This window comes from Paraburkholderia tuberum STM678, from assembly GCF_902833905.1.
Lineage (GTDB): Bacteria > Pseudomonadota > Gammaproteobacteria > Burkholderiales > Burkholderiaceae > Paraburkholderia > Paraburkholderia tuberum.
Genome location: NZ_CADFGP010000014.1, coordinates 17,871 through 35,161 on the forward strand (window position 1 = coordinate 17,871; position 17,291 = coordinate 35,161).

At 64.5% G+C, this 17,291-nt stretch carries 18 protein-coding genes; 4 read left to right on the forward strand and 14 right to left on the reverse strand.

Features of this window, described 5'->3' with window-relative positions; translation table 11 throughout:
- Nucleotides 1-189: 189 nt before the first annotated feature.
- On the forward strand, nt 190-888 hold the full coding sequence (locus tag HWY30_RS14410; RefSeq protein WP_090800739.1) for a Bax inhibitor-1/YccA family protein: 699 nt from the start codon (nt 190-192) through the stop codon (nt 886-888).
- A gap of 145 nt (nt 889-1,033) precedes the next feature.
- Here the strand turns inward: HWY30_RS14410 and HWY30_RS14415 are convergent, their stop codons facing one another.
- From HWY30_RS14415 to HWY30_RS14460, 10 genes are all read right to left on the reverse strand, one after another.
- Nucleotides 1,034-1,807: an MBL fold metallo-hydrolase gene (locus HWY30_RS14415; RefSeq protein ID WP_090800741.1), complete on the reverse strand. Its 774-nt coding sequence runs from the start codon at nt 1,805-1,807 to the stop codon at nt 1,034-1,036.
- A gap of 8 nt (nt 1,808-1,815) precedes the next feature.
- Entirely contained in the window at nt 1,816-2,955 is a 1,140-nt protein-coding gene (gene bamC / locus HWY30_RS14420; RefSeq protein WP_090800743.1) for an outer membrane protein assembly factor BamC, read from the reverse strand.
- A gap of 123 nt (nt 2,956-3,078) precedes the next feature.
- Nucleotides 3,079-3,996: a 4-hydroxy-tetrahydrodipicolinate synthase gene (gene dapA, locus HWY30_RS14425; RefSeq protein ID WP_090800745.1), complete on the reverse strand. Its 918-nt coding sequence runs from the start codon at nt 3,994-3,996 to the stop codon at nt 3,079-3,081.
- Between the two features lie 43 nt (nt 3,997-4,039).
- Nucleotides 4,040-4,642: a class I SAM-dependent methyltransferase gene (locus HWY30_RS14430; protein WP_090800746.1), complete on the reverse strand. Its 603-nt coding sequence runs from the start codon at nt 4,640-4,642 to the stop codon at nt 4,040-4,042.
- A gap of 28 nt (nt 4,643-4,670) precedes the next feature.
- Entirely contained in the window at nt 4,671-5,873 is a 1,203-nt protein-coding gene (locus HWY30_RS14435) for a tryptophan--tRNA ligase (RefSeq protein WP_090800748.1), read from the reverse strand.
- Between the two features lie 6 nt (nt 5,874-5,879).
- A complete protein-coding gene (locus HWY30_RS14440) occupies nt 5,880-6,542 on the reverse strand; it encodes a site-2 protease family protein (RefSeq protein ID WP_090800750.1) in 663 nt (220 codons plus the stop codon).
- Nucleotides 6,543-6,598: 56 nt separating this feature from the next.
- Complete coding sequence (locus HWY30_RS14445; protein ID WP_090800752.1) at nt 6,599-7,234, reverse strand: L-threonylcarbamoyladenylate synthase; 636 nt, start codon at nt 7,232-7,234, stop codon at nt 6,599-6,601.
- A 113-nt stretch (nt 7,235-7,347) separates the two neighbouring features.
- On the reverse strand, nt 7,348-8,178 hold the full coding sequence (locus HWY30_RS14450) for a 3',5'-nucleoside bisphosphate phosphatase (protein ID WP_090800753.1): 831 nt from the start codon (nt 8,176-8,178) through the stop codon (nt 7,348-7,350).
- A 178-nt stretch (nt 8,179-8,356) separates the two neighbouring features.
- Nucleotides 8,357-9,241 carry an alpha/beta fold hydrolase gene (locus HWY30_RS14455; RefSeq protein WP_090800756.1) on the reverse strand — a complete coding sequence of 295 codons (885 nt, stop codon included), beginning with the start codon at nt 9,239-9,241 and terminating at the stop codon, nt 8,357-8,359.
- A gap of 70 nt (nt 9,242-9,311) precedes the next feature.
- The gene (locus tag HWY30_RS14460; protein ID WP_090805364.1) at nt 9,312-10,217 is read right to left on the reverse strand and encodes a ferritin-like domain-containing protein; all 906 of its coding nucleotides are present in this window, start codon (nt 10,215-10,217) and stop codon (nt 9,312-9,314) included.
- A 279-nt stretch (nt 10,218-10,496) separates the two neighbouring features.
- On the opposite strand from HWY30_RS14460, the gene HWY30_RS14465 reads away from it, so the two are divergent.
- The 3 genes from HWY30_RS14465 (at nt 10,497) to HWY30_RS14475 (ending at nt 12,596) form a co-directional block, all read left to right on the forward strand.
- On the forward strand, nt 10,497-11,021 hold the full coding sequence (locus HWY30_RS14465) for a gamma carbonic anhydrase family protein (RefSeq protein WP_090800758.1): 525 nt from the start codon (nt 10,497-10,499) through the stop codon (nt 11,019-11,021).
- Nucleotides 11,022-11,084: 63 nt separating this feature from the next.
- Entirely contained in the window at nt 11,085-12,035 is a 951-nt protein-coding gene (gene hslO, locus HWY30_RS14470) for an Hsp33 family molecular chaperone HslO (protein ID WP_090800759.1), read from the forward strand.
- 198 nt (nt 12,036-12,233) lie between these two features.
- Nucleotides 12,234-12,596, forward strand: coding sequence for a hypothetical protein (locus HWY30_RS14475; RefSeq protein WP_090800761.1), 363 nt, complete (start codon nt 12,234-12,236; stop codon nt 12,594-12,596).
- A 95-nt stretch (nt 12,597-12,691) separates the two neighbouring features.
- On the opposite strand, the gene ftsB is transcribed toward HWY30_RS14475, so the two are convergent.
- From ftsB to HWY30_RS14495, 4 genes are all read right to left on the reverse strand, one after another.
- The gene (gene ftsB, locus HWY30_RS14480; RefSeq protein WP_090800763.1) at nt 12,692-13,129 is read right to left on the reverse strand and encodes a cell division protein FtsB; all 438 of its coding nucleotides are present in this window, start codon (nt 13,127-13,129) and stop codon (nt 12,692-12,694) included.
- Nucleotides 13,130-13,243: 114 nt separating this feature from the next.
- A complete protein-coding gene (eno, locus tag HWY30_RS14485; protein WP_018417543.1) occupies nt 13,244-14,527 on the reverse strand; it encodes a phosphopyruvate hydratase in 1,284 nt (427 codons plus the stop codon).
- Nucleotides 14,528-14,692: 165 nt separating this feature from the next.
- Nucleotides 14,693-15,547 (reverse strand): 3-deoxy-8-phosphooctulonate synthase, encoded by an 855-nt coding sequence (gene kdsA, locus HWY30_RS14490; protein WP_090800765.1) that lies wholly within the window; start codon nt 15,545-15,547, stop codon nt 14,693-14,695.
- Nucleotides 15,544-17,205: a CTP synthase gene (locus HWY30_RS14495; RefSeq protein WP_090800767.1), complete on the reverse strand. Its 1,662-nt coding sequence runs from the start codon at nt 17,203-17,205 to the stop codon at nt 15,544-15,546. Before HWY30_RS14495 ends, kdsA begins: the two co-directional genes overlap by 4 nt.
- Nucleotides 17,206-17,291: the final 86 nt, after the last annotated feature.

The window sequence follows — 17,291 nt, forward strand, 5'->3', positions numbered from 1 at the left end:
AACCCTTACAGCACTGAAAGGATCAAAGCAAAGGGCGCGAAATACTGGTAGCGTAGGCGATGTGGGCGACTGGAGGTATTGAAACTCCGTGCTGCCGCGCTAATCTTACGGATGAACGGTGCGCCCGCCGGCGCTTCGCAAATTGCCGTATCACCATCACGAAACACGCTTCCGAGGTAAGGAGAGATCATGAACGAACATCCGTATATGTTTGGCCGCAACGGCGCGGTCAGCACGGTCGAAACACGCAACCGCGTGCTGCGGAATACCTACTGGCTGCTCGCGCTGTCCATGATTCCGACCGTGCTCGGCGCGTGGGTGGGTCTTGCCACCGGCTTCTCACTGTTTGCCGCCACCAGCCCCGCCATGAGCATGCTGGCATTCTTCGCGATCGCCTTCGGCTTCATGTTCGCGATCCAGCGCACCAAGGACAGCGCCGTCGGCGTCTTCGTACTGCTCGGCTTCACGTTCTTCATGGGGCTGATGCTGTCGCGCATTCTCGCGTTCGTGCTCGGCTTCTCGAACGGCCCGTCGCTGATCATGCTCGCTTTTGGTGGCACCGGTGTGATCTTCGCGGCCATGGCGACCATCGCCACGGTCAGCAAACGTGACTTCTCGGGCCTCGGCAAGTGGCTCTTCATGGGCGTGATCGTGATCCTGCTGGCTTCGGTCGCGAACGTGTTCCTGCAACTGCCGGCGCTGATGCTGACGGTTTCAGTCATGGCAATCGTGATCTTTTCCGTCTACATCATGTTCGACGTGCAGCGCGTCGTGAACGGCGGCGAGACGAATTACATCACGGCGACGCTGGCGATCTACCTGGATCTGTACAACGTGTTCGTCAATCTGCTTGCGCTGCTCGGCATTTTTGGCGGCAACCGCAATTAAGTTTGCCCGGTCGTGCGGCGTGCCCCACGCCGCACTCGACGCTCAAATTAGAAGCCCATAACGATTGCTCGTTATGGGCTTTTTCATTACCTGACCACCCGGCGCATGGCGTGCAGCGCGACCGGACGCCAACCGGGCGCCACAGTCACACCGTCAACCACGCGAAACCTTCGCTCTGCGACGCAACCACCACCTCCGTGGGAGCCGCGTCAAGCACGCCCGCCAGCGCCGCCTGCGCAAGTTCCGGCAGATTGTTCTGCTGGCTCAGATGCGCCGCGACCAGATGCCGCAAGCGCGAGCGGTCGAGCGACGCCAGGATTTCAGCCGCCGCGTGATTGTTCAGATGCCCGTGATTGCCGCCGATACGCGCCTTCAGCGACGGCGGGTAACGACTGCCCGCGAGCATCTGCACGTCATGATTGCATTCGAGCACGAGCGCGTCGCAGCCACTCAGCACCGCGCTGATATGCGGCGTGGACGTGCCCACGTCGGTGAGCACGCCAAGCCGGCTCGCGCCGTTCGAGAATACGTATTGGAGCGGTTCGCGGGCGTCGTGCGGAACGGTATAAGGGAGAACGCTGAGCTCTCCGATCGATACCGCCTCGTCGCCCCACAGCACCTGCAGGTCAACATCGGCTTCGTCGGCGCCCACCGCGCGCGCGGTGCCCCAGCTCATGTACAGCGGAATCGACCACTTGCGCGCCAGCGTCAATGCGCTGCCGATGTGATCGCTATGTTCATGCGTAATCAGGATCGCGTCGAGGTGCTCGGCACTCGCGCCGAGCCGCGTCAGACGCCGCTCGACTTCGCGCGCGGAAAAACCGCAATCGAGCAGCACACGCGTGGTGACCGCACCGCTGCGCGCCTCCACCAGCAGCGCATTGCCTTCACTGCCGCTGCCGAGACTTGCGAAGCGCACGACCCGCCTTAGTTCAGTTGCGCGTGCAGCAGCGACACGATGCGCTGCGCGTCCGACGACGTGTCGATCTGCCCATTCGCGTCGACGACCGCGACCTGCGTCACCGCGTCGCCCTTCGCGCGCACGTTGACGAGGAATTCCTGGCCCGGCTTGCGCGTCGAATTGCCGCTGTAGAACAGTTTGCCGAACAGGCCTTCCTTCTTCAGTTCCTGCATCGAATCCGCGTAGCGCACGTAGTAGATGCCCTTCTCGCGATCGCGGTTGTCGACCGTAAAGTTGGTGCGATCGAGCGCGAGGCCCACACGCAGCCAGGCACGGTCGAACGACTCCTGCAGATCGAGCGTCGACGCACCCGCGCTCTGCTCGATCGTGGTCGGCGCGGCGGCGGTGCGCGCGTCGGTCAGCAGCTGCTTCGATTGTGCTTCAGTCAGGCCGAACTTCTGCATCAGCTTGGCGAGAAACAGCGCCTCGAGCGCCGGATCACGCGGACGCTCTTCCCAGCGCGAAGACGTCTTGTCCTGCCCGGTCATCACCTCTTCCATCGCGCTGTGCGTGATCGAGATATCGGTCGCGCTGTCCGGACCGCGCGATACCAGCGTGCGGAAACTGTCGCGGGTGCCCGACGAATAGGCGAAGTCGATGACCTTGCCGACCGTGCGCCGGAACCAGTCGTCCGGAATGTTCGCGCGGTTTTCCGCCCAGTCGGTCGTCATGATGCCGGTGGCCGGCGCATCGGTCTTCAGCACGAAGCCGTTTTCCTGCCAGAACTCCTGCAGCTGCGGCCAGAGCTGTTCTGGGGAACGGCCGTCTACCACCAGCCAGCGACGGTCGCCGTCGCGCTCGATATGCATGCCGAGCGGATCCTGCGCGTTCGGCTGACCTTCGGTTGCGTTGCCGGCCGCCGTGACAGCGCGCGTCGGCGTGCCACCAAGCGCCAGATTGGCCGGCGGTGCCACATAGCGCTGGTCGTTCGGCGACGTGCTCAGATCGCTCGGCACGGCGAGCGGCGGCGCGCTCGAGGTCGCCTTGTAGTTGACGCGGTCGGAAGCGAACCAGTCGTTCAGCGTGTCACAGCCGGCGAGCGTCGACAGGGCAAGCGCCAGCGCCGCCATGCGGGTTGCGTGGAGGGAAAGTGCGGAACGTTTCATGAGGTCCTTCGTGATGCTGGAACGCGATGCCTCGTTCGATCTGCCGGGAACGTGGGCTGAAGCGACGTCGGTTAATGAAATGCCGGTGGCGGTCTTGCGTGGGCGGCGGGACGGTCGGCCCGTTCAGCCGAGCAGGCCCGCTTCGCGCAGCGCGCCGCGCACCACTTCGTGGTATTGCGCGTCGAGCGGCGTGAGCGGCAGGCGGATGCCGCCCTGCACACGCCCCAGTTGCTGCAGCGCCCACTTCGCCGGAATCGGATTCGCTTCGGCAAACAGGTACTTGTGCAGTGACAGGAGTTTCAGATGAATCTCGCGCGCGGTCTTCACGTCCGCGGCGAGCGCGGCCTTGCACAGTTCGCTCATTGCGCGCGGCGCGACGTTCGCGGTGACCGAAATATTGCCGTGACCGCCGAGCAGCATCAGCGCGATCGCGGTGGGGTCGTCGCCGCTATAGATGCCGAAATGCGCCGGCGCCGACTTGATCAGATGCGCGGCGCGGTCGATGTTGCCCGTGGCCTCCTTCACGCCGACGATGCCCGGCACCTGCGCGCAGCGCAGGATGGTCTCGTTGCTCATGTCGGCGACGGTGCGGCCCGGCACGTTGTACAGAATCACCGGCAGATCGACGGTTTCGGCGATCTTCGCGAAATGGCGGTAAATGCCTTCCTGGGTCGGCTTGTTGTAGTACGGCACGACCTGCAGCGTGGCATCCGCGCCGACGTCCTTCGCGTGTTGCGTGAGTTCGATCGCCTCAGCGGTGGAATTGGCACCCGCGCCCGCGATGACAGGAATGCGTCCAGCGGTGTGCTCGACTGCGGTCTTGACCATCAGCACGTGTTCTTCGACCGACAGCGTGGCCGACTCGCCGCTCGTGCCGACCACGACGAGCGCATTCGTGCCTTCCTCGACGTGCCAGTCGATCAGTTTGCGAAACGCCGGCAGATCGAGGCTGCCGTCTTCGAGCATCGGAGTGATGATGGCAGGAATGCTGCCGCGGATCTGAACGCCGTCCTGGTGACCGCTGTGGTTGCCGTTAGTCATGAAACGCCATGAATATGATCAGGTAAACCGCGATTGTAGCGGATTAGCCAGCCAACTCGTAACAAGGTGGCGCTGTTGCCCGTGCGGGATCATGCGCCCGGGCCGTTTCCCGAACCGCGCAGATGCGCTGAACGTAGGCCGGACGCGGCTCGGCGAGAAATCCGTCCTGAAATGCGATCACCCGCAGGTGGCCCCGCACGGTGTCGAGCAGCTCGCCAGGCGCGAGCAAAAACGCCGGATTGGAGGGTTTGCCGACGCTTTCGTTTCCTTGCGCGAAGGTCTCGTAAACCAGTACGCCGCCGGGCGCGAGCGCGCGCAGCAACTGCGGAAAAAGCGGCCGGTGCAGGTAGTTGGTGACCACGACGGCGGCGAACGCCGCATCGGCCGGTAGTGGCCACGTCGCGCCTTCGAGATCGGCCACGAGAGGTGTGACGAGCGGCGCGTCGCGCAGCAGGTCGAGAGCAGCCGCGTCGCGATCGATCGCGGTGACCGGATGGCCGAGCGACGCAAAAAAGCGCGCATGCCGCCCGGCCCCCGACGCGACGTCGAGCACCGCGCCGCCCGGCGCGATCAGGTGCGCCCAGTGACGCACCCAGCGCGACGGTTCACCGAGGCCATGCAAGCCACTGGTAACGGGCGTGCTCATCGCAGCACCGCGGTGCGTCGGGTGCGCATCAGTTGTACGACAGCCCCATCGCCTCACGGACGTCGCGCATCGTTTCGGTCGCGAACCGGCGTGCCTTGTCGCAGCCATCGGCGACGATCGCGCGCAACAGCGACGGGTCGTCCATGTACTTCTGCGCGCGCTCGAGCATCGGCTGCTGCTCGCGCAGAATCCCTTCGACGACCGGCTGCTTGCAATCGAGGCAACCGATGCCTGCCGAGCGGCAGCCCTTCTGCACCCACTCGTGGGTCGCTTCGTCGGTATAGACCTGATGCAACTGCCACACCGGACACTTGTCGGGGTCGCCCGGATCGGTGCGGCGCACGCGCGCGGGGTCGGTCGGCATCGTGCGGACCTTCTTCGTGATGGTTTCCGCGTCTTCGCGCAGGCCGATCGTGTTGCCGTACGACTTCGACATCTTCTGGCCGTCGAGACCCGGCATGCGCGACGCCTCGGTCAGCATCGCCTGCGGCTCGACGAGGATGATCTTGCGCGAACCTTCGAGATAGCCGAACAGGCGCTCGCGATCGCTCATCGACAGGCTTTGCGATTCCTGCAGCATCGCCCGCGCGCGTTCGAGCGCTTCGTCGTCGCCTTCCTGCTGATACGCGTTGCGCAACTCGTGATACAGCTTCGAGCGCTTGCCGCCGAGCTTCTTCGCGGCTTCGTTCGCCTTCTCCTCGAAGCCCGGCTCACGGCCGTACAGGTAGTTGAAACGACGGGCGATTTCGCGCGTCATCTCGACGTGCGGCACCTGGTCTTCACCGACCGGCACGAGCGAGCCGCGATACAGCAGAATGTCCGCCGCCATCAGCACCGGATAGCCGAGGAAGCCGTAGGTGGACAGGTCCTTGTCCTTCAGCTTTTCCATCTGCTCCTTGTAGGTCGGCACGCGTTCGAGCCAGCCGAGCGGCGTGCTCATGCCGAGCAGCAGCGCCAGCTCGGCATGCTCGGGCACCTTGCTCTGGATGAACAGCGTCGCCTGCGCCGGATCGATGCCGGAAGCGAGCCAGTCGATCAGCACGTCCCACACGTTCTTTTCGATCACTTCGGGCGTTTCGTAGTGCGTCGTCAGTGCGTGCCAGTCGACCACGCAGAAGAAGCACGGGTATTCGGACTGCAGCCGCACCCAGTTTTTCAGCACGCCGTGATAGTGGCCGAGGTGCAACGACCCGGTGGGCCGCATGCCGGAGAAGATACGGTCTGGGAACATGGTTATTTAGAAAAGCGAAACAAGTGGAGTCAGAATTGCGGTGATCGCGCTATACCCGAGCGTCACGAGTGGCCTCAACCAGAAACGCGTGAGCGTACCCGTCATTACCAGCGCCATCACGATGAAAAAGCCGTACGGCTCGAGCCGCGACAACGCGATCGATTGCTTCGGCGGCAACAGGGCCATCACCACGCGGCCGCCATCGAGCGGCGGCAGCGGAAACAGGTTCAGCACGCCGAGCACGAGATTGACGCCGACGCCCGCGCCCGCCATGCGCGTGAAAAACGGTTCGTTGACATTGAGCCCCGCGAGCGCAACGCCGAACACGCCCCAGAACAGCGCCTGGATGAAATTGCACATGGGCCCGGCCGCCGCGACCCATAGGCTGCCCCAGCGCGGGTTGCGCAGATTGCCGAACGCGACCGGCACCGGCTTCGCATAGCCGAACACGAACGCGCCGCTCGTCGCGAAGTACAGCAGCAGCGGAATGGCAATCGTGCCGAGCGGATCGATGTGCCGCATCGGGTTCAGCGACACGCGGCCGAGCACGTACGCGGTGTTGTCGCCGAGCCAGCGCGCGACGTAGCCGTGCGCAGCCTCGTGCAGCGTAATCGCGAAGATCACCGGCAGCGCGTACACCGCAATCGTCTGTATCAGGGAAGAATCCATAGCTCGCTATTGTAACAATGCGCTCGTGCGTGTCTGTCCGCTTTCGCTCACGACGCTCACGCCGTTTCCTCGAGACCGAACGGCGCGAGCGAGCCGCGCCCTGCCCGCACCAGCACCGGCTCCGAGCCGGTCAGATCGATTACGGTGGACGGCTCGCACACGCACGCGCCGCCGTCGATCACCAGATCGAGCTGCTTTTCGAGCCGCGCGCGGATTTCTTCGGGGTCGTTCAGCGGCTCGGTTTCGCCGGGCATGATCAGTGTCGAGCCGAGCAGCGGCTGGCCGAGTTCCTCGAGAATCGCGAGCGTGATCGCGTGATCCGGCACGCGCAGGCCGATCGTCTTGCGCGACGGATGCGACACGCGCCGCGGCACTTCCTTGGTGGCCTGCAGCACGAACACGTACGGACCCGGGGTCACCGACTTAAGCAGCCTGTACTGCCAGTTGTCCACCATAGCAAAATTGGCGAGCTCCGACAGATCACGCACGAGCAGCGACAGTAGTTGCTTTTCGTCGAGTCCGCGGATGCGCCGCAGGCGTTCGACCGCATCCTTGTCGTCGAGACGGCAGGCGAGCGCGTAGGTCGAATCGGTCGGCAAGGCGACCACGCCGCCGCCGTTGATGATCTGCACGGCCTGCTTGACGAGACGCGGTTGCGGATTGTCGGGGTGAAGCCGAAAGTATTGGGACATGGAGACTCACGATGGCGGCAGACGAACTGCGGCGGATGGGCTGCGGCGAGCAGAGCGCGTGCCGCATCCAGCCGGCCCGCGCGCGCGCCGTGCCTCTCCGGCACGGCGCGCGGTCACAGCCAGCGTTCCCAAACGGGCTTCAGATCGGCGGGTAGCGGCGGCAGTGCACCGAGTTCGATGCGGCCTTCGCCAGGCGCATGGAAGTCGGAACCGCGCGAGGCCTCGAAGCCATAGCGACGCGCGACGTCCGCATATTCGCGGTACTGGTCGGGCGTGTGGCTGCCGGTCACGACCTCGATCGCCTCGCCGCCGAGGTCGATGAATTCGCCAAAGAACGCGTCGAATTCGAGTTGCGAATATGCGTAACGACCGGGATGCGCGACGATCGCGACGCCGCCCGCGGCCTGGATCCAGCCGAGTGCGTCGGCGAGCCTAGCCCAGCGGTGCGCGACGTAAGCCGGCTTGCCGTCGCCGAGATAGCGGTCGAACACTTCCTGGGTGTTTGCGCAGTGGCCGTGCTCGACCAGGAAGCGCGCGAAATGCGTGCGCGACATCATGTCGGGATTCGACACGTAACGCAGCGCGCCCTCGTACGCGTCTGGAATGCCGAGCGTGGCCAGTTGCTCGCCGATTGCTTCGGCGCGCGCGGCGCGGCCGTCGCGCGTGCGGGCGAGACCGTCGATCAGGATCTGGCTGCCCGGATCGATGCCGAGTCCGACGATGTGCACGGTGCGCCCCGCCCACGTGACCGAAATCTCGACGCCGCTCAGGTAATCCATGCCGAGAGCCTCGGCCGCGGTGCGCGCCTCGTGCTGGCCGCCCACTTCGTCGTGATCGGTGAGCGCCCACAGCGTCACGCCGTTAGCGTGCGCGCGGCGCGCGACGTCGGCCGGCGCGAACTGGCCGTCGGAAACGGTGGAGTGGCAGTGAAGATCGGCGTTCATCGTGGTCCTGGAAGGGTTCTGCGGTCATTTTACTGCAATGCAGTAAGGGGCCGCAGGGGTATCTCGCGACGCCAGTGCCGGTTGCCGGCGTGCCGCGAGGTCAAGACCAGTCAGCGCCGATCCCGCGACCTCCGGGCGACCCACGAGCGCCGTTTCAAACGAAGCTTCAGGCGCGGTGTCAGGCGCAGAACCCCTCGATCAACGCGGCGATCTGCTCCGGCTGGTCGTGATGCACCATGTGCCCCGCGCCGTCGATGATCTTCTCGCGCCAATCGGGAAACGCCTGGAAACGCGCCTTGAATTCGTCGAGCGGAATGTCGCCGGCGATCTGCGCGAGCGTCGGCGAGCCGGCGGCCTCGATGTGCAGCACCTTCGCGCTGACCTTACGCCACACCGCCATCACCTCGTCGAGGCGATACAGCGTCGGGCCGCGGACCTTGTGCGCCGGATCGGCGAGCAGCATGAAGCGCCCTTCGCCATCCGGCTTCGACCAGTGCTGCGCGAGAAACTGCGCACGCCGCGGATCGAGGCGCGGATTGGTTTTGATCAGGCGCGCGGCGACCTCGTCGAGCGACGCGTAGCGCTTGAGCTGCGGTGGATCGCGCAATTCGTCGAGCCAGTTGAGCAGGCGCTTCGGCGCCTGCGCCGAATGCGATGGCGCGAGCCCGAAGCCTTCCAGATCGACCACGCGCCGTACCCGCTGCGGCCGCACGCCCGCATACAGGCACACGACGTTCGCGCCCATGCTGTGACCGACGAGGTTCACCTGGCCGTCGGGCGCGTAGTGGTCGATCAGCGCGTCGAGATCGCCGAGATAGTCCTGCACCCAGTAGCTGCCGCCGCCGCGCTCGGCGACCGGCCAGTCGGACAGACCGAAGCCGCGCATGTCGGGCGCGATCACCTGCCAGTCGCCATCGAGCGCATCGACGACGAACTGGAACGACGCGCCGACGTCCATCCAGCCGTGCAGCATGAACAGTATCCGCGCATCGGAATGGCCCCAGCGCCGCACGTGCAGCCGGACGCCGCGCGCGGCAACGAACTCAGAGCGGGATGTATTCATGAACGGCGCACCCGTAAAAAAAGAATGGTCGTTCGATTATAGGAACAGCGGCGCAAGAAGTGGTAACGGTTTATTGACGCGATGCTCGGTCGTCCGTTGCCTGCATGGCTTGCTGCGCATCCTGACTCGCGAGCGCGGCGAGTTCGGCATCGTCGAAACCAGCGTCGCGGCGCGCTTCGAAATTGAACGGGCCACGCAGTTTCGGCGCGTGATACTGGTCGGCAAGACGCAGATAGGTGTGGTGCGGATCGAGGCCGTCCGCGTCGCACAGGTGACGAAACCAGCGGTTGCCGATCAGCACGTGGCCGATTTCATCGCGCAGGATCACGTCGAGAATCGCCGCCGACGCGTGATCGCCGGCCTGCTGCAGACGCGCGCGGATCGGCGGGGACGCGTCGAGGCCGCGCGCTTCGAGCGTACGCGGCACGAGCGCCATGCGCGCGAGCACGTCGCCACGGGTGCGCTCGCACATGTCCCATAGGCCGCCGTGCGCCGGGAAGTCGCCGTACGCGTGGCCATATTCGGCGAGACGCGCGGCGAGCAGCGAGTAGTGATACGCCTCTTCGGCGGCGACCTTGAGCCAGTCGGTATAGAACCCGGCGGGCATGCCGGGGAAACGCCAGATGGCGTCGAGCGCCAGATTGATCGCATTGAACTCGATGTGGGCGAGCGCGTGGAGCAGCACCGCGCGGCCCTGCGGCGACTGCATGCTGCGTCGACCGAGTTGGCGCGGTTCGACCAGTTCGGGCCGTTCGGGGCGGCCCGGCAGGCCAGCGGGCTCGGCGAGATCGAGGCCGGAGTCACAGAGCGCGCGACCGTCGAGTACCGCAGCGTACAGTTCGCGGGCCGCCGCGGCCTTCGCGGCCGGATCCCGCTCGCGCAACGCGGCGAGCGCGGCGCGGCGCGCGCACGGCGGCTCGTCGTGAGAATTCGATGCGGAAGAAGCGACAGAAACGGGAGAAGCGGCGGACGTCATGACAAACGGATCGGCGTTGGAGGCGGTAAAGACGGCGGACAGACGGCGGCTGAGCCGCGCGCGAGCGGCCAAGCGGCTCAAGCACACAACCGTTTACAATACCCGATTCGACCAACCGGCGCGCTTTCGGGCACGCCCGTCAGTTGGCGACGCAAGACCGCCGACCTCGCACCGCGCCGGCTGCGCGCCGCCCCGCCCATGCGTGGCAACCGATCAGACCATCATCGTGCACCGGATCGGAGTCACCGAAGGCCCGGCTCCGACCAACAAGGAGACATTGTGACGATTTACAAGCTGGGCGAAGCCGCCCCGATCATTCATGAAAGCGTGTTCGTCGCGGATTCGGCGAACATCATCGGCAACGTAACGCTCGAGGAGAACGCGAGCGTGTGGTTCGGCGCGACACTGCGCGGCGACAACGAGCCGATCACGATCGGCGCCGGCAGCAACGTGCAGGAAAGCGCGGTGCTGCACACCGACCCCGGCTATCCGCTGACGGTCGAGTCGAACGTGACGATCGGCCATCAGGCGATGCTGCACGGCTGCACGATCAAGGAAGGCGCGTTGATCGGAATTCAGGCGGTGGTCTTGAATGGCGCGGTGATCGGCCGCAACTGTCTGGTCGGAGCGGGCGCCATCGTCACCGAGGGCAAGGTGTTTCCCGACAATACGCTGATCCTCGGCGCGCCCGCGAAGGCGGTGCGCGAACTGACGCAAGCGGATATCGCCAACATACAGCGCGGCGCGGCAAGCTATGCCGGGCGCCGCGAGTATTTCAAGGCGCAGCTCGTACGCATCGGCTAGACGGCCGGCGCGCGGTGCGCAAAGGCGCGGCGTCATGCCGCGTCATTCCAGTGAGGAAAAGTTGTGAGCGACCAGTTGCAAAAATTCATGTTCAGCGCGGCGCCGGTGCGCGGCGAGATCGTTTCCCTGCGCAATACCTGGCAGGACGTGCTGACGCGCCGCGATTATCCGGCGCCCGTGCGAACGATTCTGGGCGAAATGATGGCCGCGTGCGCGCTGCTGTCGGCGAACCTGAAGTTCGACGGCACGCTCGTCATGCAGATTTTCGGCGATGGCCCGGTCAAGATGCTGGTCGTGCAGTGCAGCTCGAACCTGACGATGCGCGCCACCGCGAAGCTGTCCGGCGAAGCCGCCCATACGATCGACGACACGACCTCGCTCATCGATCTGGTGAACGCGAGCGGCTACGGCCGCTGCGTGATCACGCTCGACCCGACCGCCAAGCAGCCCGGCCAGCAGCCGTACCAGAGTATCGTGCCGCTGTCGGGCGTGGACGGAGCGCTGAAGTCGATCGCCGAGGTGCTCGAGCACTATATGCATCACTCCGAGCAGCTCGACACGCGCATGTGGCTCGCGGCGAACACCGAGCGCGCGGTCGGCATGCTGCTGCAGAAACTGCCGGGCGACGGCGGCATCGTCCCGCATCCGGGCGAGCTCGACGCGGATACGTGGGAACGCGTGTGCACGCTCGGCGGCACGCTGTCGCACGACGAGCTGCTGAAGGAAGAACCTGAGACGGTGTTCCGACGCCTGTTCTGGCAGGAAAACGTCCAGCATTTCGAGCCGGTTACTGCGCGCTTCGAATGCACGTGCTCGCGCGAAAAAGTCGGCGCGATGCTGAAGATGCTTGGCCGCGATGAAGTCGACAGCGTGATCGAGGAACGCGGCCACGTCGAGATTCACTGCGAGTTTTGTAATCAGCGCTACGAGTTCGACCCGGTCGACGTCGCGCAACTTTTCGTGGCCGGCGGACTCTCACAAGGTGTGACGCCGGCGGCCGCGCAGCGGCACTAGACCGCGCTTTCGCCGAAGCGGAGTATGTGCCCGTGAACTGATCGGGCTCTTCAACGCAAGTCCTGACCGCGCCGCCCCATGCCTCGTCACGGCTTGGGCGGCGCGTTGCTTTTGAGCGCGGCGTTGATACTTTGGAAGGATGCGGCGCTGCGCGTTGGAAGACGCTTGCTCGAGCCTCGGACCGATGGAGATTCGACCATGAAGCACACGCTTTCGTTGATCCTTGCCGTCCTCACGGGCAGCGCGGTGCTGGCCGGCTGCTCGATCGATCCGCGTGGCCCAGCGCCGATTCTGAGCCGTCTGCCGCCCGATCAGGCCGAAGCCATCAGTCATACGCAGACGCTGACACCGGAGGAACGCGCGCGCTATGACGCGATCGAGCAACAGGTCATGTTCGAACAGAATCAGACGATGGCCGCGGACGCCGCCGCGCAAGCCTGGTCGCGCTATTACTCGCGTTCGCCGCCCGTAAGGTTTTCCGCGGGCTTCTCGAGCGGCGGTTGGGGACGTGGCTGGGGAACCGGGATCGGCGTCGGGTTCGGGCCGTATTGGGGCTGGTAGGGCGAACACGGCAGCATAAAAACAAAAAAGCGCGGTTCAAGATGAACCGCGCTTTTTTTGCGCCTTCCTGCGAGGCCGATGCGAAATATCGAACCTCAGTGCACCGGCTTCTTCTCCTTCGCAGCCGCTGCCTTCCCGCCATGCTTGCGATCCGGCTTCGCGCGCGACTCCGGATTCGGCACCACATGCAGCGGCGCAGCCGACACCTCACCGCGCGTCGAAGTGTTCGCCGACGGCGTATTCGCCAACGGCAACGGCTGGTTCGGCGACACGAACTGCACGAACACTTCGCCGTCCTTGACCATGCCCATTTCGTAGCGCGCCCGCTCTTCGACTGCGGCCGTGCCATTCTGCAGGTCCTGCACTTCGCCCTGGATGCGCTCGTTGCGCAGCTTCGCGTCGGCATTCTTCTGCAGTTGCTGCGCGAGTTGTCCCTGCAACTCATGCACGCGCAGCCAGCCGCCGTGCCCCCACCAGAGCGGGTACTGGATCAACGCCAGCAGAACGATCAGGACAGCAGTGACAAGCCGCATGAAGTAAGCACAATAAATACGCGCCGCCCTGCGCTATACGCAGGGCGGCGAGGTCAATCAGAAACGAAGGATAACCGGCTCATCGATCGGCGTGAACAATCTGGCGAAGACCGCTTAGCGCAGATTGTAGAAGGCCGACTTGCCCGGGTAGCTCGCGATATCGCCGAGATCTTCCTCGATACGCAGCAGCTGGTTGTACTTCGAGATTCGGTCGGAACGCGACAGCGAACCTGTCTTGATCTGGCCGGCGTTCAGACCGACGGCGATGTCCGCGATCGTCGAGTCTTCAGTTTCGCCCGAACGGTGCGAAATCACCGCCGTGTAGCCCGCGCGCTTGGCCATTTCGATCGCCGCGAAGGTTTCCGTCAGCGTGCCGATCTGGTTGATCTTGATCAGGATCGAGTTCGCGATGCCCTTCTCGATGCCTTCCTTCAGGATGCGCGTGTTCGTCACGAACAGGTCGTCGCCGACCAGTTGGACCTTGTTGCCGAGCTTGTCGGTCAGCGTCTTCCAGCCTTCCCAGTCGCCCTCGTGCATGCCGTCTTCGATCGACACGATCGGGAACTTGTCGGCGAGGTTCGCGAGGTAGTCCGCGAATTCCGTCGACGACAGCTGCAGGCCTTCGCCCGCGAGCTGGTACTTGCCGTCGTGGTAGAACTCGCTCGCCGCGCAGTCGAGCGCGAGCAGCACGTCTTCACCGGCGCGGTAGCCTGCTTTCTCGATGGCTTGCAAAATAGTGGACAGGCATTCCTCGTTGCTGCCGAAGTTCGGTGCGAAGCCGCCTTCGTCGCCGACTGCCGTGCTCATGCCGCGGTCCGACAGGATCTTCTTCAGCGCGTGGAACACTTCGGCGCCGCAGCGCAGTGCTTCGCGGAAGCTCGGCTGGCTGACCGGCACGATCATGAATTCCTGGATGTCCAGGCTGTTGTTCGCATGCGCGCCGCCGTTGACGATGTTCATCATCGGCACCGGCAGTTGCATCGCGCCCGAGCCGCCGAAGTAGCGGTACAGCGGCAGACCGGCCTCCTCAGCCGCGGCCTTCGCGACGGCCATCGACACGGCCAGCATCGCGTTCGCGCCGAGGCGCGACTTGTTGTCGGTGCCGTCGAGCTCGAGCAGCGTCTTGTCGAGGAACGCCTGCTCGGAAGCGTCGAGACCCATGATCGCTTCGGAGATTTCCGTGTTGATGTGCTCGACGGCCTTCAGTACACCCTTGCCGCCGTAGCGGCCGGCTTCGCCGTCGCGCAGTTCGATCGCTTCGCGCGAGCCGGTCGACGCGCCCGACGGCACGGCCGCGCGCCCCATCGTGCCCGACTCGAGCAGCACGTCGCATTCGACGGTGGGGTTGCCTCGCGAATCGAGAATCTCTCGACCGATGATGTCTACGATAGCACTCATGGTTTCCTCAAAGGATGACGTTGAATTCTTTACTATGACCTTGCATCGCGTGCCTGCCGGTCTCCCCGACAGACAGCTCGCGCGCCGATACGTTCGACGACCATTATGCGAAAACGCCGCGGGTCGATTATCGAGGACAATCGTGACACGCGGCGCACACCTGAATCAGTTGAAATCGCTTTCGAGGAACGGCCCGCGCTTGACGGCCCGGTCGAGCGTGACGAGCGTCTCGAGCAGGTCGGCCATGCGATTGAGCGGCACCGCGTTCGGCCCGTCGGACTTCGCTTGCGCCGGATTCGGGTGCGTTTCCATGAACAGACCGGCGACGCCGACCGCGACCGCGGCGCGCGCGAGCACCGGCACGAATTCGCGCTGGCCGCCCGAGCTCGTGCCCTGACCGCCCGGCAACTGCACCGAATGCGTCGCGTCGAACACGACCGGCGCGTTGGTCTCGCGCATGATCGCGAGCGAACGCATGTCCGACACAAGGTTGTTATAGCCGAACGACACGCCGCGCTCGCACGCCATGAAGCGGTCTTCGGACAGACCCGCTTCACGCGCGGCGTCGCGCGCCTTGTCGATCACGTTCTTCATGTCGTGCGGCGCGAGAAATTGGCCCTTCTTGATGTTGACCGGCTTGCCCGAGCGCGCGCACGCGTGGATGAAGTCGGTCTGACGGCACAGGAACGCGGGCGTTTGCAGCACGTCGACGACCGACGCCACCTGCTCGATCTCGTGTTCGGCGTGCACGTCGGTCAGCACCGGCAGACCGAGCTGGCGCTTCACTTCCGACAGGATGCGCAGACCTTCGTCCATGCCCAGACCGCGAAACGACTTGCCGCTGCTGCGATTGGCCTTGTCGTACGACGATTTGTAGATGAACGGAATGTTCAGCTTCGCGCAGATTTCCTTCAGGCGGCCGGCCGTGTCGATCGTCATCTGTTCGGATTCGACGACACAGGTACCGGCGATCAGGAAAAACGGCTTGTCGAGCCCGACGTCGAAATCGCCCAGTTTCATGCTTTCTCCTCGACCCTCGACTGCTGATGCGCGAGCGCCGCTTCGACGAACGACTTGAACAGCGGATGACCGTCACGCGGCGTAGACGTGAATTCAGGGTGGAACTGGACGCCGACGAACCACGGGTGCATGCTGCGCGGCAGCTCCATCATTTCCGGCAAATCCTCGCTCGGGGTACGGGCGCTAATGATGAGGCCACCGCCTTCGAGCTGGGGCACGAAACGGTTATTCACCTCATAACGGTGACGATGGCGTTCGTTCACGTCGGTGCCGTAGATCTCTTCGGCGAGCGTGCCGGGCTTGATCGGGCAGCGTTGCGAGCCGAGGCGCATCGTGCCGCCGAGATCCGACTCTTCGGTACGCTTCTCGACGCGGCCTTCGCGGTCGTACCACTCGGTGATCAGCGCGACCACGCGGTTCTTCGTTTCCTGATCGAATTCGGTGCTGTTCGCGTCCTTCAGGCCGACGACGTCGCGGGCGAATTCGATCACGGCGAGCTGCATGCCGAGGCAGATGCCGAGATACGGCACGTTCGCTTCGCGCGCATAACGGATCGCGGCGATCTTGCCTTCGGTGCCGCGACGGCCGAAGCCGCCCGGCACGAGCACCGCGTCGAGATGCTTGAGGCTCCCGACGCCTTGCGTTTCGATTTCTTCGGAGTCGATGTACTCGATATTCACGCGCGTCGACGTATGCATCGACGCATGACGCAGCGCTTCGATCAGCGACTTGTACGACTCGGTCAGATCGACGTACTTGCCGACCATGCCGATCGTCACTTCGTGCTTCGGGTTCTGCAGCTTCTCGACGAGGTCCGACCACATGGACAGGTCCGCCGCCTTCGGCGTGAGCTTCAGCTCTTCGCAGATGATCGCGTCGAGACCCTGGTCGTGCAGCATCTGCGGAATCTTGTAGATGCTGTCTGCGTCCCACACGGAAATCACCGCGTCTTCGGGCACGTTCGAGAACAGCGAGATCTTCGCGCGCTCGTCGTCCGGAATGCGGCGGTCGGCACGGCACAGCAGCACGTGCGGCGAAATGCCGATTTCGCGCAGCTTCTGCACGCTGTGCTGGGTGGGCTTGGTTTTGAGTTCGCCGGCCGTGGCGACCCAGGGCACCAGCGTCAGGTGCACGAAGCACGCGCTGTTGCGGCCGAGGCGCAGGCTCATCTGGCGCGCGGCTTCGAGGAACGGCAGCGATTCGATGTCACCCACCGTGCCACCCACTTCGACGATCGCGACATCCGGCTCGCCGCACGTCGCAGACGCTGCGCCGCGCTCGACGAATGCCTGGATTTCGTTCGTGATGTGCGGGATGACCTGCACGGTCTTGCCGAGATAATCGCCGCGGCGTTCCTTGCGGATTACCGACTCGTAAATCTGGCCCGTGGTGAAGTTGTTGGCCTTGCGCATCTTCGTGCTGATGAAGCGCTCGTAGTGGCCGAGGTCGAGGTCGGTTTCCGCTCCATCTTCCGTCACGAACACTTCGCCGTGCTGAAACGGGCTCATCGTGCCGGGGTCGACGTTGATGTAGGGATCGAGTTTGAGGAGGGTGACTTTAAGACCGCGCGATTCGAGGATCGCGGCGAGGGAAGCGGCGGCAATACCCTTGCCGAGGGAAGATACTACGCCGCCGGTGACGAAAACATATTTGGTCATCGCTGGATGCTCGCGGGAAAAACGGATTATACCGTAAAGGATGGTCCCGACCCAGCAAAAAACGGCCGACCCACGCGTGCCGAGGC

Bases quoted from the DNA above. Each gene is read 5' to 3' on its own strand.
- dapA (WP_090800745.1), bottom strand. From the start codon at position 3,996: ATGACTAACGGCAACCACAGCGGTCACCAGGACGGCGTTCAGATCCGC.
- HWY30_RS14410 (WP_090800739.1), top strand. From the start codon at position 190: ATGAACGAACATCCGTATATGTTTGGCCGCAACGGCGCGGTCAGCACG.
- kdsA (WP_090800765.1), bottom strand. From the start codon at position 15,547: ATGAAACTGGGCGATTTCGACGTCGGGCTCGACAAGCCGTTTTTCCTG.
- HWY30_RS14455 (WP_090800756.1), bottom strand. From the start codon at position 9,241: ATGAATACATCCCGCTCTGAGTTCGTTGCCGCGCGCGGCGTCCGGCTG.
- HWY30_RS14440 (WP_090800750.1), bottom strand. From the start codon at position 6,542: ATGGATTCTTCCCTGATACAGACGATTGCGGTGTACGCGCTGCCGGTG.
- bamC (WP_090800743.1), bottom strand. From the start codon at position 2,955: ATGAAACGTTCCGCACTTTCCCTCCACGCAACCCGCATGGCGGCGCTG.
- HWY30_RS14495 (WP_090800767.1), bottom strand. From the start codon at position 17,205: ATGACCAAATATGTTTTCGTCACCGGCGGCGTAGTATCTTCCCTCGGC.
- HWY30_RS14435 (WP_090800748.1), bottom strand. From the start codon at position 5,873: ATGTTCCCAGACCGTATCTTCTCCGGCATGCGGCCCACCGGGTCGTTG.
- HWY30_RS14450 (WP_090800753.1), bottom strand. From the start codon at position 8,178: ATGAACGCCGATCTTCACTGCCACTCCACCGTTTCCGACGGCCAGTTC.
- HWY30_RS14460 (WP_090805364.1), bottom strand. From the start codon at position 10,217: ATGACGTCCGCCGCTTCTCCCGTTTCTGTCGCTTCTTCCGCATCGAAT.
- HWY30_RS14430 (WP_090800746.1), bottom strand. From the start codon at position 4,642: ATGAGCACGCCCGTTACCAGTGGCTTGCATGGCCTCGGTGAACCGTCG.
- eno (WP_018417543.1), bottom strand. From the start codon at position 14,527: ATGAGTGCTATCGTAGACATCATCGGTCGAGAGATTCTCGATTCGCGA.
- HWY30_RS14475 (WP_090800761.1), top strand. From the start codon at position 12,234: ATGAAGCACACGCTTTCGTTGATCCTTGCCGTCCTCACGGGCAGCGCG.
- ftsB (WP_090800763.1), bottom strand. From the start codon at position 13,129: ATGCGGCTTGTCACTGCTGTCCTGATCGTTCTGCTGGCGTTGATCCAG.
- HWY30_RS14445 (WP_090800752.1), bottom strand. From the start codon at position 7,234: ATGTCCCAATACTTTCGGCTTCACCCCGACAATCCGCAACCGCGTCTC.